The sequence below is a fragment of the Nocardia sp. NBC_00565 genome, assembly GCF_036345915.1.
In the GTDB taxonomy this organism is placed as follows: domain Bacteria; phylum Actinomycetota; class Actinomycetes; order Mycobacteriales; family Mycobacteriaceae; genus Nocardia.
The window spans coordinates 3,998,762-4,019,933 of record NZ_CP107785.1; the positions used below are offsets into that span (position 1 = coordinate 3,998,762).

20 protein-coding genes and 2 pseudogenes are annotated in these 21,172 nt (G+C 63.8%); 10 read left to right on the plus strand and 12 right to left on the minus strand.

The window, feature by feature from the left end; translation table 11 throughout:
- The first annotated feature begins 706 nt into the window (after window positions 1-706).
- From OG874_RS19175 to OG874_RS19205, 7 genes are all read left to right on the plus strand, one after another.
- Window positions 707-2,191 carry a phenylacetate--CoA ligase family protein gene (locus OG874_RS19175; protein WP_330256493.1) on the plus strand — a complete coding sequence of 495 codons (1,485 nt, stop codon included), beginning with the start codon at window positions 707-709 and terminating at the stop codon, window positions 2,189-2,191.
- Between the two features lie 6 nt (window positions 2,192-2,197).
- On the plus strand, window positions 2,198-2,680 hold the full coding sequence (locus tag OG874_RS19180) for a hypothetical protein (RefSeq protein ID WP_330256494.1): 483 nt from the start codon (window positions 2,198-2,200) through the stop codon (window positions 2,678-2,680).
- On the plus strand, window positions 2,677-3,891 hold the full coding sequence (locus OG874_RS19185) for a cytochrome P450 (protein WP_330256495.1): 1,215 nt from the start codon (window positions 2,677-2,679) through the stop codon (window positions 3,889-3,891). The genes OG874_RS19180 and OG874_RS19185 overlap by 4 nt, the downstream gene beginning before the upstream one ends.
- 7 nt (window positions 3,892-3,898) lie before the next feature.
- On the plus strand, window positions 3,899-4,279 hold the full coding sequence (locus OG874_RS19190) for a VOC family protein (RefSeq protein WP_330256496.1): 381 nt from the start codon (window positions 3,899-3,901) through the stop codon (window positions 4,277-4,279).
- On the plus strand, window positions 4,276-5,484 hold the full coding sequence (locus OG874_RS19195; protein WP_330256497.1) for a cytochrome P450: 1,209 nt from the start codon (window positions 4,276-4,278) through the stop codon (window positions 5,482-5,484). The genes OG874_RS19190 and OG874_RS19195 overlap by 4 nt, the downstream gene beginning before the upstream one ends.
- Window positions 5,485-5,794: 310 nt before the next feature.
- A complete protein-coding gene (locus OG874_RS19200) occupies window positions 5,795-5,935 on the plus strand; it encodes a hypothetical protein (protein WP_330256498.1) in 141 nt (46 codons plus the stop codon).
- Window positions 5,936-6,057: 122 nt separating this feature from the next.
- Entirely contained in the window at window positions 6,058-6,273 is a 216-nt protein-coding gene (locus OG874_RS19205; RefSeq protein ID WP_330256499.1) for a tail fiber domain-containing protein, read from the plus strand.
- A gap of 24 nt (window positions 6,274-6,297) precedes the next feature.
- Here the strand turns inward: OG874_RS19205 and OG874_RS44780 are convergent.
- The 4 genes and pseudogenes from OG874_RS44780 to OG874_RS19215 all read right to left on the minus strand — a co-directional run.
- Window positions 6,298-6,417, minus strand: a pseudogene (locus tag OG874_RS44780) (cytochrome P450); the annotation flags it as partial.
- 13 nt (window positions 6,418-6,430) lie between these two features.
- Window positions 6,431-6,847, minus strand: a pseudogene (locus OG874_RS44785) (cytochrome P450); the annotation flags it as partial.
- 60 nt (window positions 6,848-6,907) lie between these two features.
- A complete protein-coding gene (locus OG874_RS19210; protein ID WP_330256500.1) occupies window positions 6,908-7,471 on the minus strand; it encodes an AraC family transcriptional regulator ligand-binding domain-containing protein in 564 nt (187 codons plus the stop codon).
- Between the two features lie 11 nt (window positions 7,472-7,482).
- Entirely contained in the window at window positions 7,483-8,451 is a 969-nt protein-coding gene (locus tag OG874_RS19215; RefSeq protein ID WP_330256501.1) for an AraC family transcriptional regulator ligand-binding domain-containing protein, read from the minus strand.
- Window positions 8,452-8,833: 382 nt separating this feature from the next.
- Here OG874_RS19215 and OG874_RS19220 point away from each other — a divergent pair, with 382 nt between their 5' ends.
- Window positions 8,834-9,535, plus strand: coding sequence for a response regulator transcription factor (locus OG874_RS19220; protein WP_330256502.1), 702 nt, complete (start codon window positions 8,834-8,836; stop codon window positions 9,533-9,535).
- Window positions 9,536-9,694: 159 nt separating this feature from the next.
- On the opposite strand, the gene OG874_RS19225 is transcribed toward OG874_RS19220, so the two are convergent.
- From OG874_RS19225 to OG874_RS19240, 4 genes are read right to left on the minus strand one after another with little or no spacing between them, the layout of a single operon-like run.
- Window positions 9,695-11,089, minus strand: coding sequence for a hypothetical protein (locus OG874_RS19225; protein WP_330256503.1), 1,395 nt, complete (start codon window positions 11,087-11,089; stop codon window positions 9,695-9,697).
- Window positions 11,089-12,123, minus strand: coding sequence for a geranylgeranyl diphosphate synthase IdsB (gene idsB, locus OG874_RS19230; RefSeq protein WP_442943412.1), 1,035 nt, complete (start codon window positions 12,121-12,123; stop codon window positions 11,089-11,091). The genes OG874_RS19225 and idsB overlap by 1 nt, the downstream gene beginning before the upstream one ends.
- A gap of 14 nt (window positions 12,124-12,137) precedes the next feature.
- Entirely contained in the window at window positions 12,138-13,505 is a 1,368-nt protein-coding gene (locus OG874_RS19235; RefSeq protein WP_330256505.1) for a cytochrome P450, read from the minus strand.
- 16 nt (window positions 13,506-13,521) lie between these two features.
- Window positions 13,522-14,523, minus strand: a complete 1,002-nt coding sequence (locus OG874_RS19240; RefSeq protein WP_330256506.1) for a terpene synthase family protein — start codon at window positions 14,521-14,523, stop codon at window positions 13,522-13,524.
- Between the two features lie 927 nt (window positions 14,524-15,450).
- Between OG874_RS19240 and OG874_RS19245 the strand changes: the two genes are divergently transcribed.
- Together OG874_RS19245 and OG874_RS19250 are read left to right on the plus strand one after the other, a co-directional pair.
- Entirely contained in the window at window positions 15,451-16,242 is a 792-nt protein-coding gene (locus OG874_RS19245; RefSeq protein ID WP_330256507.1) for an META domain-containing protein, read from the plus strand.
- Window positions 16,239-17,186: a hypothetical protein gene (locus OG874_RS19250; protein ID WP_330256508.1), complete on the plus strand. Its 948-nt coding sequence runs from the start codon at window positions 16,239-16,241 to the stop codon at window positions 17,184-17,186. Before OG874_RS19245 ends, OG874_RS19250 begins: the two co-directional genes overlap by 4 nt.
- 5 nt (window positions 17,187-17,191) lie before the next feature.
- Here the strand turns inward: OG874_RS19250 and OG874_RS19255 are convergent, their stop codons facing one another.
- The 4 genes from OG874_RS19255 to gap form a co-directional block, all read right to left on the minus strand.
- Window positions 17,192-17,743: a DUF1579 family protein gene (locus OG874_RS19255; protein WP_330256509.1), complete on the minus strand. Its 552-nt coding sequence runs from the start codon at window positions 17,741-17,743 to the stop codon at window positions 17,192-17,194.
- Window positions 17,744-17,933: 190 nt separating this feature from the next.
- Complete coding sequence (gene tpiA / locus OG874_RS19260; protein WP_330256510.1) at window positions 17,934-18,719, minus strand: triose-phosphate isomerase; 786 nt, start codon at window positions 18,717-18,719, stop codon at window positions 17,934-17,936.
- A gap of 3 nt (window positions 18,720-18,722) precedes the next feature.
- Complete coding sequence (locus OG874_RS19265; RefSeq protein ID WP_330256511.1) at window positions 18,723-19,937, minus strand: phosphoglycerate kinase; 1,215 nt, start codon at window positions 19,935-19,937, stop codon at window positions 18,723-18,725.
- A 5-nt stretch (window positions 19,938-19,942) separates the two neighbouring features.
- Window positions 19,943-20,962: a type I glyceraldehyde-3-phosphate dehydrogenase gene (gene gap, locus OG874_RS19270; RefSeq protein WP_330256512.1), complete on the minus strand. Its 1,020-nt coding sequence runs from the start codon at window positions 20,960-20,962 to the stop codon at window positions 19,943-19,945.
- Window positions 20,963-21,172 lie beyond the last annotated feature (210 nt).

Here is a 21,172-nt window from a genome sequence, read left to right on the forward strand (position 1 = left end):
CCGGGTGCCTGACAGGTCTGGTGCTTCGGTGGTGCCGCGTTGCCACGGAATCCGGGTCAGCACCTCACTGGAAGGCGATAGGGATGGCGCCGACGATGGCCGGCCTCCATGGAGGGGGCACGGAGGCCGGCTGTCGCTCAGAACTTGGTTATCGCCGCTGCGGCGACAGCTTCCTGGAACAGGATGTTGCTGAGGACCAGAGTGCCGATTGCCGCCACCGAGGCGGCCAGACGTTTGATGCCCATGATGTTCTCCTTGACGTTGGTCCGCATATGGTGGCCTGCGGATTCGAATTCTCCGACACCAGAATTTTGTGTTGCTCGCAATCCACGTGCCAGCCGGGGAACGGAAACTTGAAACAATCTTAAGACTTACCGTAGCCGGGAATTTACATACTCATCTGCATTCTTCGACCTGAGCGCGAGCTGGAGTGACCTCAGCCCGATGCGCTACCAGCGAATTCGAATGATTTTCAACGCTCTGACCTCCTGCGAATGCGAAAACGTCAGCTAGGAGCGCAGTACCCGTAGTTAAAGAGCAAGCTAAGAAATCTCTGGTGTGCACCGAGGACGTTGAGCGTGGATTGCGGCCTCCACCTGGGGTTTTGCGGGTTTCTGGTATCTGTTTCCTTCACGATCGAGCATTGTTTCGGGATTTCCGATGGTCTACCGTCCTCGCTATCGGTTTCGAGATCGGAAGGTAAGCGATGCTGTTGCTACGTGACGATGGCGCTCGCGCCAGCATGATGGCGTTGGCGGAACGTCACCTGGCAACCATCCGGGATGTACGTGCCGGGCGTGGCGACCTGCGTGCACTGCATGCAAGGAAGCTGGTGGACACCCTTGCGGCGGCGGCTCATTCGAAGTTGTACGCGGACTCTTTGAGTGAATGGCGTGATGACACGGTTATCTTGCAGGCCAGGCGGATTCCGGCCGAGGAACTACTGTATAAAACATTTTCCAGCCTCCCGATGCTCGACCGGGGCGAGCTGCGGAAACGTTCCCGCGATGCTTTCACGCGCGAGATCGACAGTTTCGTGCATTACTACGAATCGTCGGGCACAACGGGTGACCCGGTGGCGGCGCCGAAGGCGGTCGACGATCTTGTCGTGAATACGGTAAATATCGGGGAGATGTGGGCGCGTCTGATCGGTCCGGGGGATTCGGCGCTGATTTTGATCAATGGCCCGTTCGCGCCGGCTGGTTATCAGTTCGAGAAAGTGCTCGAGTATGTGGGTGTGATGTCGTTACGGGTTTGGGTCGACAACGTTACGGGAGACTACACCCGTGTTCTGCGGTTGACCCGCGAGCTTTCGGTGAACACCTATGTAGGATCCGCGTCACGGCTGCTCGAGTTGCTACATTTCGCGCTACGCCACGGTGCGCCGATGCCGCGTTTCGACCAGCTGTTGCTGATGGCCGAACAGACCGGTCCCGACTTCTTGCACCACCTCGAGAAACTCACCGGGGCGAAGGCATATGTCGGCTGCTACGGCTCATCCGAAACCGGGACGACCGCGGTGACATGTGAAATGGGAAGCCTGCACCTTCAGACGCAGAGTTTTGTGTTCGAGCTCCATGACGAGCGGGCCACCCGGTTGGTGGACGGCGCCGTCGGCGATACAGGCGAATTGGTGGTCACCACACTGGATTTACCGGCAAGACCTTTGGTGCGGTATCGGACCGGCGATCTCGTCGAAGTGACCGGCATCCCCTGCGTGTGCGGGCTCGCGACGCCGGTGGTGCGGACACTAGGGCGCGAGCAGGACGTATTGCGGCTCGCGGGCGACGGGGTACGGCAGGAGGACTTCGAAGCGGTGCTGTGGAGCGACAACGACGGGCCGACGGTATTGAACTACATGCTGGTCCATCGGGGAATCGACGTCGTGTGTCTGGTCACCACCGATCGGGAGCCGGATAAGGCGTGGACCGCGGCGGCGACCCAGCGGCTCGGCCCCCTGTTCGATGGGCACCGTTTCGCCGTAGCGACGGTGGACACGCTGCCACCGCTGGCCGCGCAGGGGTCTTATGTCGGGTGGAAGCTGTCGCGGGTGCTGGACCTCGATGACAGCGGCATGTGGGATCGGCTGCCACCCCCCATCGACACTGTGGTCGCGGCGACGCTCGCCGATATCGAAGCGGTAACCGGGTTGCGGCCCGCCCAGCTGACCAAGGCCAGAGAAGGAAGCTGATTCACTATGGCACTCACCGATCCGATGTCCGATGCGGAGAAGACACAGTTCGTGCTCGGCGTCTACTTTCGCACCCAGGCCGCCATCGAGCGGTTTCTCGGCCCCGCAGCACTACCGCAGTGGACGGAGCACGTGGCGGCCATCAATGCCGAGGCCACCCGTAAGCGCCTGCCGGACCGCGCCGGTCATGCCCGCGACCTTTTGGTCGGCCTGGCGACCATGCTGGAGGTCTACGACTCGGAGACGACCTGCACACAGGACCCCGACCAGTTCGGCCTCGAGGTCCATCGTTGCGGCATCTACGACTACCGGGAACGCGCACAGCGGCAAGGGGTCGAGCTGACACTCGCGCGTCCGTGCGAATTCTGTGTCGACATGCACCACCGCACGGCCGACCACCTCGGTATCGCGGTAGAGCATGAACTCGGCGAGCGCAGCTGCCGATGGGTCACCCACGTACCAGCCGAAGACGGGAAGCCGACGTCGTGACCGCGAATTCCACGCTCCCACTGCCGTACCGCCGTGATCCGAGGAGCCCCATCGATCCCGATCAGGAATTCACCCGGCTGCGCGCCGAGGAACCGATCGTCCGTGTACAGCTCAACAGTGCGGACTGGGTGTGGCTGGTCACGCGGTTCGACGACGCCCGGCAAGCGCTCGGCGATCCGCACTTCAGCAGCGAACTCACCCCGCTGGGCATCGTGCTACCCGAACCCGAGAACCGCACGCTCGCCGAGGAACTGCGCTCCCGACAACCGGGCACGTTCATCGAATGCGACCCACCCGAGCACACTCGACTACGCCAGATGGTGGCAGGGGAGTTCACCGCGGCACGGATGTCGCGGCTGCGACCGATGGTCGAAGAAGTCGTCGACACCTGTCTGGACGCGATGGCGGCCGCTGGGCCTCCCGTCGATCTCATCGACACCTACGCGCTGCCGGTGCCATCGGGCATCATTCGCGACATGCTGGGCATACCCGCCGACGAGGAATTCGACTTCGCCGGACTCACCGCGATCATGACCGATGTCATGTCGGACCTGGAGACGCTGATCCCGGCACGCGACGCCCTCCGCTCCGGAATGCGGGAACTGGTAACCCGAACCCGCACCGACCCTGGCGACACTGTGCTGGGTCGGATCATCACTGAATACCGTGACAGCGTCACCGACGAGGAACTTGTCGGCATCGGCAATCTGCTGCTGGTGGCCGGCCACGAGACAACGGCGAACATGCTCGGCATCGGCACCCTCGCGCTCCTGCAGCACCCCGACCAACTCGCGATGCTGCGCGACGGGCACGTGGATACCGACGACGCGATCGACGAACTCGTACGCTACGTATCCATCCCCCAACACGGAGAGATCAGGACCGCCACCCAAGACGTCATCATCAACGGAACCCTGATCCGCAGAGGGGAACAAGTGCTGGTGGCGATACCGTCGGCCAACCGCGACGCGACCCGGTTCCCCGACCCGGACCGCCTCGACCTCGCTAGGGCGCCCCGCACCCACCTCGCCTACGGCCACGGCCTGCACCACTGCGTCGGCAAATCACTGGCCCGCCTCGAAATGCGCATCGCCTTCCCCGCCTTGCTGCGCCGATTCCCCACCCTCCGACTGGCCGCCCCGGTCGACGACATCCCCTTCCGGCGGTCCAACGTCACCTACGGGGTTCGCGCCCTACCGGTCACCTGGTAAGCCGCCCATGTCCAACATCACCGCAGTGATAGCCAGGGTCGTCGTCGCCGACCTCGACCAAGCCATCCCGCTCTACCAGGGCCTCTCCGGCTCCGAGAAGGTCAACCGGTTCGGTTTCGCCGGTGTGGAACTCGCAAGCATCGGCCCCTTTCTGCTGCTCGCGGGCCCAGACGCCGCCGCATACGCGAACCGGACGGCGACGTTGCTGGTCAAACAGATCACCCCGGTTATCGATGAGATCGAGCGCGCAGGCGGCCAGATCCTGGAAGGCCCGGCTCCCGGTCCCAACGGCGACCGGCTGATCGCACGCAACCCGGATGGGGCGATCTTCGAATACATCCAAGTAACCGCAGCCGCAGAAACAACCCATCATGGGGAGTTGAGATGACAACAGACCTGACCTCCGCCGCCTTTCTCGACATCTTCAACCCGCAGTTCGACTTCGACAGTCCCGAAGTAGCGCGGGCACGAGAGCAGAACTGGTACGCCGACAGCCCCATCGGGCCGATCGCATTACGGCATCGGGAAGTATCCGCGCTGCTCAGGGATTCCCGGTTCCGGCTCGGCGGCGAGGCCTACATGGCGCTGCACGGCATCACCGAAGGCCCACTGTTCCATTGGTGGATGAACACCTTGATGAGTGTGGACGACGACAGCCACACCCGCCTGCGCGGGTTGGTCGGCAAAGCGTTCACCCCCCGCGTCGTCGAGAACCTCCGCCCATTCACCCGAACGACCGCGGCCCGTCTTGCCGACCAGATCGCTGAACAGGTATCGCTCGACTTCGTCTCGGCCTTCGCCGACCCGCTGCCTGCCTTGGTGATATGTGAGCTGCTCGGCGTGCCGACCGAGGACTACGACCAGTTCCATGGATGGTCAGCAGATATCGGTCTCGCGTTCGCGACCGGCGGACTCGATGGCGAGGTGTTGGACAGAGTCGATCACGCGGTCACCGAGATGAGTACCTACATAGCGTCGCTCATCACGCGCCGCCGGGCAGCGCCCGGCACCGATCTCATCTCCGCCCTGATCGCCGCGCAGTCCGACGGCGGCTCGCTCAGCGCCGGGGAGCTGCACAACCTCGTCCTACTACTGGTCTGGGCAGGCCAAGACACCACCTCCCGCCAACTCGGACGGGCACTCGTCGCCTTCAGCGAACACCCCGATCAGTGGGAACTCCTGCGTGCCGACCCGAGCCTGGTACCCCACGCCGTCGCGGAGATCTTCCGCTGGACGCCACAGGCACGAATGATCCAGCGGTTCGCGAATATCGATTGTTCCCTGGGCGGCCTGGACTTCTCCGCGGACAGCGTCGTATTCAGCTGCATCCCAGCCGCCAACCGCGACCCACGCGTATTCGAGAACCCCACCTGCTTCGACATCCGCCGAACTCCTCAACCACGCGAACTCGTCTTCGGCGGTGGCACCTACCACTGCATCGGCGTGGCCCTGGCACACTTGGAAATGGCCGAAGGATTGACCGCTCTGGTCAATCGCCTCGGGCCCCCCACAGTGACCGGCCCCGTCCACTGGCGCCCCCATCTCGCCATGATCCACGGGCCGGACTTCCTACCGATCACCTTCAGCGGGTAGGAGTTCCGGCCGTCGCGGCGGGCGGTCACCAGTGGGAGAGCCGACGATCGGTGCGTCAAGAACGCCTCAGGCGAAGCATGAGGGCCACAGTGCGCGGATGCGCGACTTCCATCGACTGGGAACTCGCCGCGCCTCGGCGGTGTCGCCGCTGGGTATGAGCGTGCATGCGCCTCTTTTAAGAGAAGGTCAAGAGCTATTCCCCGACTGGCAGCACCCAATGCGTGGAACACACAATTGCCGGTGTCGGAGAAACGGATCTGCGGGGCCTGGCCTGGATCCCCAACAGAAAGGAAACGACGAGATTGCGAGCTTGACCACGGTCGCCCGGATCGCCGTTATTGCCGCGGCGGGCACGGGACTGGCCACAGTCGCGACCGGTGTCGCCAGCGCGATCGTCGATAGCGATAGGACGATAAAGCGCGATTTCGCCATGGTGGTGTGGGACCACTGAGAGTGTTCGGTCTACATCGGGGCCGGCGTGGTCGGGCGCCGGCCCTGCAGATCCCGTCCGATTCCGCGAGCGAGCCGACGCTGGGCCACTCGATGAACGGGCACGATATCCTCGGGGAAGTCGTGAAACTGCCGATCAGCACCTGGCGGTACGAATGGGAACCGCCAGACGTGCGCCACGTGGGGCCGATGGCCCAGGATTGGAAAGCCGCCTTCGGGCTCGGCGATAGCGACAAAGTGATCTACAACGTAGACGCGAGTGGTGTCGCCCTGGTCTGCATTCAAGCCCTGCAACGGCAGATCGTCGAACTTCGCGCGGAAATCGACCGGCTCCGGTGACCATCGATCCGGGTCGAACGTGTTCGGATCGGCGAACAGCCGCGGATCTCGTTGCACCACATACGGACTGATGATCACCGATGCGCCAGCGGGAATCCGGTGTCCCGTTAGTTCTACCTCCTCGGTGGCACGGCGGGTGATTATCCAAGCAACGCAGCGCCTCGCTGATCACCTGGGCGGTGTAGGTCAGCTGCCTGGCGTCGGCATACTCGGCGGGCCGCCCCTCGAGCACCTGGTCCACCTCGGCATGCAGCCGCTCCTCGATGTCCGGATGCTCGGTCAGTACGTGGAACACCCACGACAACGCTGCCGCCGTGGTCTCCGATCCAGCCATCAGGATCGCCATGATCTGGTCGTGAATCTCATTGTGCGACATTGCTTTTCCAGTCTCAGTGTCGCGCGCATCGAACAGCATGCCAAGTAGGTCGGGTTCGCCGGTGTCGCTACCGCGATAGTCGGCGACGACCTTGTCGATCATCGGGTGCAGCCGCGCAAGTAGTGCCGCGTATTCCCGGTTGCGTGCGAGCGGGAGCCTGTTCAGCACCGGCAGACTGGTCAGCCGCTGGTGAATCAGGTCGAAGCAGCCGAAGGCGTCCGATGAACTTCTTCAACGCCCCCTTGAATCTGTCGTCCTTTATTGTTCCGTCGTCTTCATCCGCCCAGCGCCGCTGGGCGCGCCGGAATGACCTGGCAGCGGCGCGGTCTGCCGCAAACGGACCCGAACCGGATCGACCGTCCTACCGGTTGCCCGCGCAGCGCGGGCTGGCAACCCTGCGAACGCGACCTGCATCGTCAGATCTCGGCCACGTCCCTCACCGCGCAGTGACCCGATGTCGAAAGTCAGTTCCTCCTCGGCAAGGGCAAAGGTGAAGTTGGTGGTCAGTGTGTTGAGGTAGGCACCCATCCGCGCGAACCCTTCGGCTACTGTCGGCGCCGTCATGAATAGATAACCGGTGAGGCCCTGGCCCCGGGGATCGTGGATTCGCCCGACTTGTAGTGCGAAGTCCGGATCGTCGAGCTTGTGCTCGACAAGTTCCCACGCCCGCAGGCTGCGGCCACTCGGCACAACCGCCCGGCTGTTGGACAGCATCCATTCGGGGATGTCGGCCTCCCCGGCAAGCTGCCGCCGCACCGATTCGGGCAGCCCCACATTGTCGAGGGCAAGTCTGGGCAGCAGGACCAAATCTTCCGTGTCCATCTTGACGTTTCTCAGTTCTGTCTTTCCCCGGCTGCCCAGCGCCGCTGCGCGCGTCGCAATGCCCTGGCATCGGAATAACCGACTTGGCGTGCTATCTCGATCCTGCTCATCAGAAGTTGCAGATTCGGGTCCTCCATTCGCGCACAGCGGGCACGATCGAGTTCACGCCGCCAGGTAGTTCCCTCCTCCGTGAGCCGTCGCTGCAGGCTGCGCCGACTCGTGGCCATTCTCCGTGCAGCGTGGTCCAGGGTGATAGGGCCGTCGCCGAGCATCTTCAGCAATTGATGGTGCAGTTGGTCCGACCACGACGTGGGCGGTGGCGGCGCCGTCGGCAGAGTCTGCGCGTACCGGAGCAGCATGTCCGCCAGCATGGGGTCGGCAGTTACAAGCGGCAGTGCCAGATCCGCGGTGCGGAAGGTGAGTTGGTCTGTCGGAGCACCGAAATCGACCTGGCCGGTACCGAAAGCCTCGACGAAATCGGCCTGCCGCCGAGGCGCTTTCTGTTGAAGACGGACCCGCACCGGATAGACCGCCCTGCCGGTTGCGCGCCGTGCGCGTTCGGGCATCCCCGCGAGTCCGACTTGTATCGTCAGGTCTCGGCCACGTCCTTCACCGCCGAGCGACACCGTATCGAATGTCACTTCCTCTTCGGTCTCCTCGGCAAGGGCGAAGGTGAAGTTGGTGGTAAGGGTATTGAGGTACGCACCGGTCGTGGCGAACCCTTCGCCCAGCGTGGGCGCCGTCATAAATAGATAAGCGTGCAGGCCCAGACACCGCGGGTCGTGGGTCAGCCCGACACGCAGTGCGACATGCGGGTCGTTCAACTCGTGCTCGACGAGTTCCCACACCCGCCGGCTGCGGTCGCTCGGCACAGCAGCCGCGTTGCCGGCCAGCATCCAACCGGGCACGTCGGCCTCATCCGCAAGCCGCTGGCGCACCTGCTCGGACAGCCCTACGTTGTCGAGGGCGAGTCTGGGCATCAGGATCGAATCCACCGCATCCATATACACGCAATCCTGATTGAAAAAAAATGGCGCGTTCGAAGCGTACATCGGCGCGTTCGGTGCGTATTCCTAAGTGTGACAATCGAAACACCGCCACGGTCGGCGCCGATCAGTCTCACTCGGGCGGGCATTGTGTCCGGCCCATCACCCCACCCACCTGCAGCCATTCCGGGCCTGTACTCGCCCGGCCGCAGTAATCCCGACTTGCAGCGACATTGGCACATTCGGAGCACATTTCGGCACATTCGGTCCTTCTTCCCAACCCCGGCGCCGGGAATCATTTTGCGTACCCGGTGGCCTGCGGAAATCATTCGCAGACCTGCTGGTCATCGAGATCACGGTCAGGAAGGTGAGACATATGCGGCTGATCATGATCGACGATGACGACGACAGCGGTGCCGTGGCGAAGGCACTCGAGCTCCAGGGCCACGAGGTGGATCGCAAGCGTCGAGGGGCCGACCTATTGCTGAAACACCGCGGCTATGACGCGGTCCTACTCGACCTCTGCCTACCGGATATGGATGGGCTGCTGGTGGTGCGGAAGCTGCGTGAAGTCAGCTCGGTGCCGGTCGTGATCCTCGCCGCGCGCACCGACGAGCGCACAATCGTGCTCGGGCTGCGCAACGGAGCCGACGACTACGTAGCGAAACCCGCGCGCATCGAGGAACTGACGGCCCGGCTGGAAGCGGTCACACGACGCGCCGACCATCGGCAGCCCACACCGAGCGCGCTGATCGTCTCCGGAGACGTTCGCGTGGATCTGGCGGCACGGCAGGTCGAAGTGGCTGGGCAGATGGTTCCGCTCACACGGCTCGAGTTCGAGCTGTTGCGGGTCCTGATCCAGCGGCCCGGTGTCGCGGTCAGCCGTCAGCAATTGATGGACCGCGTCTGGGGCGACGCATTCCTTGGGGTGTCACGGACGCTGTACGTGCATATGGCCGCTCTACGTGCCAAGTTGAACCGCCCCGGACTGATCACGAATGTCCGTGGGTACGGCTACCGCTGGGTCCCGGATCCATACACGGCAAAGGCCGGGCCGAACATGCTACGAGCAGGATAGGCATGGGCTTGCCATGACACTGAATGCATCCGAATTGGCATAGCACCGGGAACCCGCCGCCGCCTCGGTTTCACCGCCTGATCGGTCAGGCGACTTCACGCGTCGCGGTGCTACGTGGGCAAGCCCGGGGGAATCGGGGGCCCGACGTTGACGGCGCTTTCATGGCCTCGGCACGAATAACGCAAGGGCGTCGGCCATCGAGATGTCGCGCTGGAGGGTCGCCCCGCAGAGCACAGCGATTTCGGCGGCCCGCCACCGGCCGATCCCGGCCATGACATGTCGCCGGCGTACCCGGTTGAGAACATCCAGCGCGGACTCGGTCAACTCGGTAATACCTCTGTCGTTCGGGACGGGGACAGCGACCGCCGCCGCGTCCTCGTCTCGTTGTCGGTTGGGCTTGTAGAGGTACTTCTTCGCCACCATCAGGTGTGCAGCCGACAGCCGCGCGTTGAGCTCCAGTAGCAGGTAGCACTCACCGAGGGCCGGATACCGACGCAGTTTGTTTGCCAACTCGGAGTCGGACGCAGTGGCCACGTCGACGGTGGACAACCCGGCCTCGTCCAGCAAGACCTTGGGTAGTGAAGGTCGTGTGGCCGCGTCGGTGACCAGCTGTCGCTCGTCCGCCAGCAATCCGGCGTGGATCCGCTGGACGTGGCGGGTATAGCCGGGCAGGTCGATTCCGGTCATCAGGTCGCGCACGATGAATTGAATGTCCTGCGGGCCGCTGGGCGGGACATCATCGTGATCCCAATGCACCGCGTACTGGCGAAAGACATCGACGAAGTGGGGCACCGACAGTGTCCCGCGCTCGTCGCCTCGATGGAATTCCAGCAACAGCCGCCGAACACCGGCCAGCATCAGTCGAGCCGTAGCGAATCGCTCGGCGAGCTCATCGCTACTCATCGCGGATGTCCCACCGGCCCAGATCGGTTGCAGGGCTTGGTTTGCGGCCAACTCGAGGGTTTCGCAGCGCTTGAACAGCTCGATGATCAACGTTTCGCCGATCTCGGCGGTATAGGTGCGAATACGACCGTCGTCGAAGACGCTGGGTAGCGTGCAGATGCGGCTGCTGCCCAGGTATGCACTCATCTCCGGCGCGTTCCACCGGATGAGAGACGCATAGGCATCCCGATCCGGGTGTCCCGTACCCGAATGTGCGACAAGGGTGCTGAAATAGGCCCGAAACGGTGTTCCCCGTTCGCCGACGCGCAGTAGTTCCAAGCCACGTCCAGGGTCGCGGCCGGCCAGGTCGAGGTTCTCCCGCTGGCTGTAGCTGGTAACCGAGGAACCGACAATGCCCAACTCGACGATCAGTCGCCGCGCCTCGCATGGATCGTTGGTGGCCGCCGACGGCAGGTGGGCAAGTGCCTTGTTCGCCAGACCGGTGAAGCCAGAGGCAGTTAGCGTGCCTTGGACGACACGCGAGCCAAGAGCAGGAAGCACATCGCTGACCCAGGCCGAGAACGTGCCGCCATACGCTGGACGCGGATAGGGCTGTTCGGACACCGATCGACCCACCACGCCACTTGTCATCCAGGAATCGGGCAAGATCATCACCGGTTCCGATGCGCCACAGTACCGGCCAACGCGACCAAGTCCTCGACGTCCGATCGTCCATGTAGCGTCTCGATCGCGACCAACGTCCTGCGCTCGGCCTGTTGTTGCGCATATCGTCTGCCCCCGGCGGCCTCGACCAAGTTTGTGGCCCGAATGACATCGGCTGTGGTCATTGGTGTTTCGGATGCGTAGAGTGCCGCCAACTCGACAGCCGCATCGCATTCCGATGCCAGCGCGGACACCACGGGCAGGGAATGCTTGCGCCGGGCCAGATCATTGCCGACGGGTTTGCCCGTGACGGCGGGGTCGCCCCAGATTCCGATCAGGTCGTCCGCGAATTGGAAAGCCAATCCGAGTTCACGGCCGAATGTGTCCATCGCCGATACGGTCTGCGCGTCCGCGCCGGCGCAGAGGGCACCCAGCGCACAGGCAACGCCCATCAGTGCCGCGGTCTTACCGGTGGCCATCCGCGCATAGTCTTCGACGCTTACCTGTTTGCGGGTTTCGAATGCAGTGTCCTCGTGTTGGCCCGCACACATTTCGACCACGGCGCCGGCCAACCGAGTGACCGCCGCACCCGCCATCACCTTCGGCAGCGTTGATATCAGCACCGGCATCGCCAGGGCGTGCAGGGTCTCACCGAGCAGGATCGCGTCGGCAGTTCCCCAGACCTTCCACACGGTCGGTCGTCCCCGCCTGGTGGGGTCGGCATCCATGACATCGTCGTGGATCAAGGAAAAGTTGTGCACCAACTCGACTGCGGCAGCCACATGCACAGCACCGCCGAGGCGAAGGCCGTACGCCTCGGCCGCGCCGATCACCAAGGCTGCCCGGAACGACTTACCGGAGTCAGCGCAGGCTGCGATTCCGTCGGCATCCCACCATCCGAAGTGGTAGCCGGCCATCCGGCGCAAGGGCTCAGGCAGCGTCCCTACTGTCTCTCGCAGCACCGGCTCGCAGGCATCCCGAGCCCGAGCCAGGACCGTGCCGGCCCGACTGTGATCGGTCGCCGAGGAAATTGTCACCGACAGTGCACCGTATGTATTCAATGGCGGACGATGAGCCGCATGCGGAGATCCCGGGCGCGCAGCACTGTGCCTATCACCGGACGCGGGTCTATGCCGGGGATAGGACGCAGTCGCCAACGAGCAGCGATTGTCGCCAGCGCGAGAGTGGCTTCGGTGAGGCCGAAGGTGTCGCCGATGCATTTGCGGGCGCCTGAGCCGAAGGGGATATATGCCTCTCGTCGCACCGGCGTCTGATCGTCGCTCCATCGGTCGGGGTCGAAACGTTCCGGGTTTTGGTATTGGTCACTGCGATGGTGGATGAGGTATGGGCTGTAGATGACGGTGGTTCCGCGCGAAAGCGAATATCCGCCGAGCTCGGTGTCGGCGGTGACGGTACGGGTGAGCATCCATACCGGCGGATACAAGCGGAGAACCTCGGCGATGATCTGCCCAGTGAACGTCAGCTCAGGCAGCCGGTCCAGAGACGCGGTGCCACCATCTGGCAGGACACGGTCGACCTCGGCGTGCAGGCGTTCTTCGATGTCGGGATGGTCGGCCAGAAAGTGCAGAGCCCACGCCACGGCGTTTGCTGTCGTCTCGGAGCCAGCGATGAAGAAAATCACGACCTGGTCGCTGATTTCGGCGTCGCTCAATCCCCGGCCGTCGGTGTCCCGGGTGGTCACCAGGGTGGACAGCAGGTCACCGTGTTCGACGCCCTCTTCCGCACGGCGCTTCGCGACGTAGGTATCGAGCATCGCGCGCAGGCCGGTGCCCGCTTTGCGGTAGCGCCGGTTGCCGGGCGTCGGCACCCGGTCCAATACGGCTGGCCTGACCGTTCGCGCCAGAATTCCGTCGGCGATGATCGGGACGGCGTGCAGAGCCAGCTGCATGTCGGTCGGCCCGAGTTCTCCGGAGAACAGCGTCTTCATGACGACTCGCGTGGTGATCTCCGACATCTCCACCGGAACGTCGAGAATTTGTCCGTCGGTCCACCTGCCGACCACGGTCTCGACCTGATCGGACATGGCCTGTGCGTAGCTCGGCAGCCGATGGCGGTGAAAAGTTGGCTGCACCAAGCGCCGCTGCCGGCGATGCTGGCCGTGCGGACAGGTGACCAGATTATTGCCGATTACCCGTCGACCGCTGATGAACAGCGGTCCGCCTTTGTCGAAGGTGCGATCGTCACGCAGAACCTGATTGCTGAGGTCCGGATCGCAGACGACGACCACTGCCAGGGGGCCGAGGCGGACCTGCACCAATCCGTTGTCCAAGGCTGCCAGCGAATTCAGAAACGTGAATGGATCACGCAATACCGGCAGTGCGTGACCGAAGAGTGGCAGTCCCGCGGGCGCGCACGGAATCATGCGCTGATCAGTAGTTGTCTGTTGGCCCGCACGTAGCGTCATGATGCCAATTCCTCTATCAGTTGAGTGTGAAATTTTCCCACGCGTGCCAGTATCTGGGTGTCACGCGGTGCCATTCATAGCTTCCAGCCATCCATCTATCCACCCCGCGGATCAGCGCCTGGCAGGCAGGGCTGAGCTCCGGAATTGTTTCCTCCGCGAGCAGCCAGAAATCATCGTAGGCTCGTTGGGCGCGTTTGCCGGTTTCGGTGACCGCCGCTGACATGCTCATGCCTCGAGCTTGCAGCATCAAGGGATAATTCCAGAATACCAGTTGCTCTTCGAGTTCCATCGGCAGACTGAAGATGTCGTTGACCCACGATATAATATCGTTTGCCAGTTCGAGGAGGCGTTGGACGTCAGCCCGATACCATTCCTCATCCGATACGTATCTGCTCGAGCTGCACTCTACGAATATCAGCGCCATCGGCACTCCGGATATTCCGCGGCGCAGAACCTCGTACTGCTCGGTTTCCGGAACAGATCCGCTCGCACGCATCGCACTCTGCGCCGGCAACGCTTCCAGAAATCTTATGGTCGCCTGCTCGAATCGACCACCGGATCGTCTTCCGTGCTCCGCTTCCAGCCGTCGTACCAGGTCGATGCATGCCAGTTCCGGGCCGCTGGTAGGAGTCCTCGCACAGCGTGCCACGGCTACGAAGTGTTCTACGATCGGGGTGACGATCTCGGGTCCGTCTTCGGCCTTGTCGATGATGATGTCATCGATGAGCCATAACCAATGGAAAAAATCGGATATGAGCTGCATGGTTACCGAAGGGGTTTGCGGACCATGCGTCAACCCGCCGAATGCCCCGAATTGTGCGGCGACGACTTTCCGGCGAACGACTTCATCTGTGATCAGTTGAAACCCTTCGGCCCACAGCACCGAATTCGAAGTGAGATCGTCGGCCCCCGGATGCGGCTCGGCGGCGGTTCGATAGATATAGGTGATAGCGCCATACAGCGAGATACCTACAGCCAGGTAGGCCAACAGGGAACCAGGGCTCACAAATTCAGTCATCTTTCACATTCCTGACAGGCGTGTGTCTACTATGGAATGCCCCGGAGTTAATGGTTCAATCCGTAAGCGTCCATAGCGAAGGCAGGTCCGAATCGGCGGTGATAACCGGATCTCGCCTTTGCGCGAAACTTCAAATTGGAGCGATGTAGCAGTCGGCGCAAGACATGCCGTTATCGTGACATGACGACCTCGGCACCCACAATTCGGCGGGCACTACTTGACCATTACTTGACTTTGGGGCGCCGAGCGCTTGACGAGTGGGCGGTCGACCCACTGTCGAACCGCACGGCTCCACCGATCGTCATTCCGCTATTTATCGCGCCATTGTATGGCGGTACATCACAGCGGTTCATGTACCCGATCGTTGCCGTGCTGAGCACCGACAGGGCGGCTGCTACTGCCGCGTCAAGCAACCTTCGGTTGGTAATCGGGTTGCCGGATCTTGGCGTTGACGCGAACTCGCGTTTGGGCTGGGCGTGCTGGTTGTGCCAGCAGATGTAGGTGCCGATGGCGGCGTCCTGTTCGCCGTGGCTGCGGTGGTCGGTGACTCGACCGGCGCGCAATCAAACTCGGTCAAGGCTGGGTCGCGCCGGTGGAGTTGCCAGCGCAGCTAGCCGAGCACACGGCCGACGCCGAATTGTCTGCCGCCGACATCGAGCACTTCCGGTATCGCCCCGCCGACGATAGGTGCGAGTAGGTGTCTCTCGACGGGGTCCACCGTCGCATCGGCGGCATTACTCCTGGGCGCGTGGGGGTTTGGCGTAGACGCGCAGCATGTCTTCGATCGGCGGCGGCATGGTGGTGCCGAGGTCCGAGCGGGCCGGGGCCGCGCTCCTCCCGGGTCGGCGTGCTGGCGTCGCTCGGCATGCTGGTCTGATACGTCCGAGTTGAGTGGTTTCCGCCGGTGGCGGCCGTACGATCGGCTACATGTCGGCAACAACGGTGCGCGTCGGAATCTTCCTGGCCATGGTGGCCGGCCTGATCGCCGGTTGTTCGAGCGGCGATAAGGACGACAAGCCGGCGGCCACACCGATGGGACGCACCTTCGTCTCGACCGCGGTCGACGGCCCGCAGATTCCCGGCGGCGGTCCGCTGACGCTGACCTTCGCCGACGGCAGGATTTCGGCCAGTTCCGGTTGCAATACCGCCGATGGCACCGTCGACTTCACCGACGACACGCTGCATGTCGGCACCCTCGCGAGCACCCTGATGGCCTGCCCTGGCGACCGCGGCGAGGCCGACAGCTGGCAGGACAAGCTGCTCACCGCACTGCCGAAGTGGCAGCTCGACGATGGCACGCTGACGCTGACCGGTAAGGATGTGACAGTCACCTTGCTCGACAAGAAGCTCGCCCAGCCGGACAAACCGCTGATCGGCACCACCTGGATCATCAGCACCCTGATGACGCCCGACGCCCAGATCCGGTCACAGACCCTGGACTACGTCAAGCCGACACTTGCCATCGCGCCCGATGGCGCGGTGTCCGGCAGCGCCGGATGCAACCGCATGACCGGACACGCCACAGCCGAACCCACCGCCAACGGACCCGATGTCACCTTCCAGATCGGCACCACCAAGATGCTGTGCGCTCCCGAGATCATGGAGGTCGAGCAGTCGGTGCTGAAGGTCCTCGACGGCAAGACCACCGCCACCATCGACGCGGACACCCTTATCCTGCGCAATACCAACGGCTTCGGTCTTACGCTGCGTGCGCAATGACCGAGCGCACGCTGCCCGTGGACCGAAACGACTTCCCCGCACCGGATTTCAGCGCTCCGGCGCTCGAGTTACGCACCGTGATCGATGACGAGCTGGTGGGTGAACTGCACGCCGCGGCCGGTACCGATGACGACCTCGAGCAACTCCGCGAGCAGCTGAGCGGCCCGCATTTTCGCGGCGTGGTGATGGCCCGCCACCGAGATCGGGTCATCGGCTGGGTCACCCTCGTCGACCCCGGCGGTCCGGACAACTACCTGATCGCGATGCCGGTGGTCGAGCCCGGATACGTCGACCTGTACCGGACACTGCTCACCGCAGCGCTCGAGGCCGCCGACGCGGCGAGTCATGCTGGCATCCAATGGATCGCCCAACACCGTGACGGCGAACAAGTCGCCGCCGAACTGCGTGCGACCCGGCACCAAGATCTCGATCGCGCCTGGCACATCGAGATCGGCCCGTGGCCCGAACTCCCCTCCGCACACGTCGAGAAATTACCGGTACCGCCGTCACCGGTAACCCTGGTCCGATACGCCGAGCTCTACACCGCCGCCGGACTCACCCGCTGTGACGGCACTGACTGCACCGACCACTGGGATGCCTCCTCCGTCACGGCCCTGCTCGCCGACCGCGACGAATTCCTGCGCACCACTTTCTCTTTGGGTTACATCGACCCGGACGGCGCACTGCTCGCGGAGTGCTCGGTCGGCATCTCCGATGCGACGGCCAGGTTGTCCATCGTGCACGCCACCGAGCAACCCGCCGAGCTCGCCGCCCTACTCCGCGGCACTCTGTACCGATTACACGCGCACTACCCGGATGTGCGGACCGCCGAAGTCGCCATGAACCCGCACGACGAACCACTCGAACTGGCACTCACCGCCACCGGCTTCACCGTCTGCAAGCACACGGTCGAATACCGAATCCCGGTGCCCGACAAGCTATAAGCGCGTCACTTTCGCCGAGTCAAGACCACCCGGTCGGCGATCCGCTCCGGTTCACCGGGCGGCGCGAAGTAGATCTCCATGGTCGCCTGATCCGCCGATGCCAGCTTGATCACCGTCCGCATCGGAATCGTCTTGCCCACGAACTGCGGACCGAGCACACCGGGATCGGTGAACTCCCCGGCCGTCACGATATCGGCGTCGCCGCCACTACCTTTGGCGCCCTTGTACGACATCGTCATCGGCGTCACGCTGTCCACGGTCGACCATTCGTACCGATCGTCGGCGGGCGAATATCCGAGAATGCCGAGCCGGTAGTAGTGCTTGCCACCGAAGGTGCCCTCGGCCTCTTCCTGCATGAAATTGGCGCCGGTCTTGGTGATCCACTGCCAATGCGACACGATGTCGCTCTTGATCGGGTCATCGGCGGTGCCACCCGCGATGAAGGTGGACTTCTCGCCGTTCCACTCCCCCACGAGCTGATTCAGCTTACGATGCCCGCCATCCTGCGTCCCCGGATCGACCGCTGCCGCCCGTGGCACTCGAGGATGACCGCACATCGGATCCGGACGAATCGTCGGAGCACCCGACGCCGAACACCGCGGCGACGACGAGCACGATCGGCAACAGCGACTTACTTGTTCTCACGGGAAAGTCCTTGTCCAGCTGACTGATCGGAAGCCGGACCAGCATCGCATACGAAAAGCCGGACACCGTATCAACGATGTCCGGCTCTTCGTGGCACAGAAATCAGGGCAGCGGACCGCCCGCGGCGATCGCCGACAGGGTGGCGAATTCGTCGCCCTTCAGCGACGCCCCACCGACCAGGGCGCCGTCGATATCGGTCTGTGAGACCAACTCGCCGACGTTCTTGGCGTTCACCGAGCCACCGTAGAGCACCCGCACGCCCGCCGCGACCTCCGGGGAGGCCAGTTCGATGAGCTCCTTGCGAATCGCGCCGCAGACTTCCTGCGCGTCGGCGGGCGTGGCGACCTTACCGGTGCCGATGGCCCAGACCGGCTCGTAGGCGATGACGATCTTCGAAATCTCTTCGGCCGTCAGACCTTTGAGCGAACCGCGCAGCTGCTCGATGTTGTACTCGACGTGCGTCTTCGCCTCGCGGACGTTGAGCCCCTCGCCGATGCAGACGATCGGGGTGATCCCGTACTTCAGCGCCTGCTTGGCCTTGGCCAGTACCGTGGCGTCGTCCTCGGAGTGGTACTGCCGCCGCTCCGAATGCCCGACGACCGCGAAGGTACAGCCGAGCTTGGCCAGCATGGCGCCGTTGATCTCGCCGGTGTAGGCGCCCGCGTCATGTGTCGAAACATCCTGCGCACCATAGGTGAGCAGCAGCTTGTCGCCCTCGACGAGAGTCTGCACGCTGCGGATGTCGGTGAACGGCGGGATGACCGCCACATCGACCTTGGCGAAGTACTTCTCCGGTAGTGCGAACGCGATCTTCTGCACCAGGGCGATGGCCTCGAGGTGATTGAGGTTCATCTTCCAGTTGCCCGCGATGAGCGGTTTACGTGCCATGGTTCAGTCCTCCAGCACCGCGATGCCCGGAAGTTCCTTGCCTTCCAGGTATTCCAGCGACGCGCCGCCGCCGGTGGAGATGTGCGAGAAACCGTCATCCGGCAGTCCGAGCGCGCGCACGGCCGCAGCCGAATCGCCGCCGCCGACGACAGTGAAGGCACCCTTGCCCGTTGCGGTGACGATCGCCTCGGCCACACCGCGGGTACCGGCGGCGAAGTTATCGAATTCGAACACACCCATCGGGCCGTTCCAGAACACCGTCTTCGCCTCGGTCAGCAGCACCGCGAACCGGTCCACCGACTCCGGGCCGATGTCCAGGCCCAGCCAGCCGTCCGGAATCTCGTTGGCGGGCACCACCTTCGAGTCCGCGTCGGCCGCGAACTTATCCGCGACGACGATATCGCGCGGCAGGTGGATGACGTCCGCGTAGCGCTCGAGCAATCCCTTGCAGGTATCGATCATCTCCTCCTGCAGCAGCGAGCTGCCCACCGAAAGACCCTGTGCGGCAAGGAAGGTGAAGCACATGCCGCCGCCGATCACCAGGGTGTCGACCTTCGGCGCCAGCACCTCGATGACGGCCAGTTTGTCGGAGACCTTGGAGCCGCCGAGCACGACCGCGTACGGCCGCTCGGAATCCTCGGTCAGCTTGGCCAGCACCTCGACCTCGGCGGCGACCAGCGTGCCCGCGTAGTGCGGCAGCAGCTGGGCCACGTCGTACACCGAGGCCTGCTTGCGGTGCACCACACCGAAGCCGTCGGAGACGAACGCGCCGTCATCGCCGACCAGCTCGACCAGCGCCGCGGCCAGCTTGGCCCGCTCCGCCTCGTCCTTGCTGGTCTCGCGCGGATCGAAGCGCACATTCTCCAGCAGCAGCACGTCACCGTCGGTGAGGCCCTCCGAGCGCGAGAGCGCGTCGTAGCCGACGACGTCACCGGCCAGCTGGACATTGCGGCCGAGCAGCTCGGCCAACTTCACCGCGACCGGAGCCAGCGAGAACTTCGGATCCGGCTCGCCCTTCGGACGGCCCAGATGGGCCGTGACGACCACCTTCGCGCCGGCCTCGACCAGCGCCCGCAACGTGGGCACCGAGGCGATGATGCGGCCCGGGTCGGTGATCTGTCCGTTCTCGTCGAGGGGGACGTTCAGGTCGGAGCGCACGAGCACGCCCCGACCCTCGACACCCTCGTTCAGCAGATCCTGGAGTGTCTTGACTGCCATGCGCGTCAGAGCGACTTGCCGACGAGACCGATGAGGTCGGCCAGGCGGTTGGAGTAACCCCACTCGTTGTCGTACCAGGAGTACACCTTGACCTGGTCATCGATGACCTTGGTCAGCGGCGCGTCGAAGATCGACGAGTGCGGGTCGGTGACGATATCGCTGGACACGATCGGGTCGACGCTGTACTTCAGGATGCCCTTCAGCGGGCCCTCGGCGGCCGCCTTGAACGCGGCGTTGATCTCCTCGACCGTTGCCTTCTTGGCCAGATCCGCGGTCAGGTCGGTGATCGAGCCGGTGGGGATCGGGACGCGCAGCGAGTAGCCGTCCAGCTTGCCGTTGAGTTCGGGCAGCACCAGGCCGATGGCCTTGGCCGCACCGGTGCTGGTCGGCACGATGTTCAGCGCGGCGGCGCGGGCGCGGCGCAGATCCTTGTGCGGGCCGTCCTGCAGGTTCTGGTCCTGGGTGTACGCGTGGATGGTGGTCATCAGGCCCTTGACGATGCCGAATTCGTCGTTGAGGACCTTCGCCAGCGGACCGAGGCAGTTGGTGGTGCAGGACGCGTTGGAGATGATGTTCTGGCTGCCGTCGTACTTGTCGTCGTTGACGCCCATGACGATGGTCAGGTCCTCGCCCTTGGCGGGCGCGGAGATGATGACCTTCTTGGCGCCCGCGGCGATGTGGCCCTTGGCCTTGGTCGCGTCGGTGAAGATGCCGGTGGACTCGACGACCACGTCGACGCCCAGGTCACCCCACGGCAGCGCCGCCGGGCCCTCCTTGATGGCCAGCGCCTTGATCCGCTGCTCGCCGACCACGATGGTGTCGTCGCCGTCCAGCGAGACGTCCTGCGGCAAGCGGCCCAGGATCGAGTCGTACTTGAGCAGAGTGGCCAGCGTCGCGTTGTCGGTGAGGTCGTTGACCGCGACGATCTCGATGTCGGTGGTGCCGAGCGCCTTCTGCGCCTCCACCGCCCGGAAGAAGTTACGTCCGATACGACCGAAGCCGTTGATGCCTACCCGGACAGTCACGTTATCGCTCCTCAGCTTTCAAGCGGATTCATTCCGATGCACCGTCCACACTAATGCCCGGGCTGTGTTGAATTTGCAGCGCCTCCGGCGCTGCGTGTTCGCGGCCCCCCGATGTCTCGCGTCCGAGCCGTCGAGACTCGCGACTGCGTCGCATGCGCTTCGACGGCTCGGACGCGAGACGGGCCGCGAACGGTCGCTCGTAAGACTCGC

Bases quoted from the DNA above. Each gene is read 5' to 3' on its own strand.
- OG874_RS19175 (WP_330256493.1), top strand. From the start codon at position 707: ATGCTGTTGCTACGTGACGATGGCGCTCGCGCCAGCATGATGGCGTTG.
- OG874_RS19180 (WP_330256494.1), top strand. From the start codon at position 2,198: ATGGCACTCACCGATCCGATGTCCGATGCGGAGAAGACACAGTTCGTG.
- OG874_RS19190 (WP_330256496.1), top strand. From the start codon at position 3,899: ATGTCCAACATCACCGCAGTGATAGCCAGGGTCGTCGTCGCCGACCTC.
- OG874_RS19195 (WP_330256497.1), top strand. From the start codon at position 4,276: ATGACAACAGACCTGACCTCCGCCGCCTTTCTCGACATCTTCAACCCG.
- OG874_RS19210 (WP_330256500.1), bottom strand. From the start codon at position 7,471: ATGGACACGGAAGATTTGGTCCTGCTGCCCAGACTTGCCCTCGACAAT.
- OG874_RS19215 (WP_330256501.1), bottom strand. From the start codon at position 8,451: ATGCCCAGACTCGCCCTCGACAACGTAGGGCTGTCCGAGCAGGTGCGC.
- OG874_RS19220 (WP_330256502.1), top strand. From the start codon at position 8,834: ATGCGGCTGATCATGATCGACGATGACGACGACAGCGGTGCCGTGGCG.
- OG874_RS19225 (WP_330256503.1), bottom strand. From the start codon at position 11,089: ATGATCTTGCCCGATTCCTGGATGACAAGTGGCGTGGTGGGTCGATCG.
- OG874_RS19235 (WP_330256505.1), bottom strand. From the start codon at position 13,505: ATGACGCTACGTGCGGGCCAACAGACAACTACTGATCAGCGCATGATT.
- OG874_RS19240 (WP_330256506.1), bottom strand. From the start codon at position 14,523: ATGACTGAATTTGTGAGCCCTGGTTCCCTGTTGGCCTACCTGGCTGTA.
- OG874_RS19245 (WP_330256507.1), top strand. From the start codon at position 15,451: ATGTCGGCAACAACGGTGCGCGTCGGAATCTTCCTGGCCATGGTGGCC.
- OG874_RS19250 (WP_330256508.1), top strand. From the start codon at position 16,239: ATGACCGAGCGCACGCTGCCCGTGGACCGAAACGACTTCCCCGCACCG.
- OG874_RS19255 (WP_330256509.1), bottom strand. From the start codon at position 17,743: ATGTGCGGTCATCCTCGAGTGCCACGGGCGGCAGCGGTCGATCCGGGG.
- tpiA (WP_330256510.1), bottom strand. From the start codon at position 18,719: ATGGCACGTAAACCGCTCATCGCGGGCAACTGGAAGATGAACCTCAAT.
- OG874_RS19265 (WP_330256511.1), bottom strand. From the start codon at position 19,937: ATGGCAGTCAAGACACTCCAGGATCTGCTGAACGAGGGTGTCGAGGGT.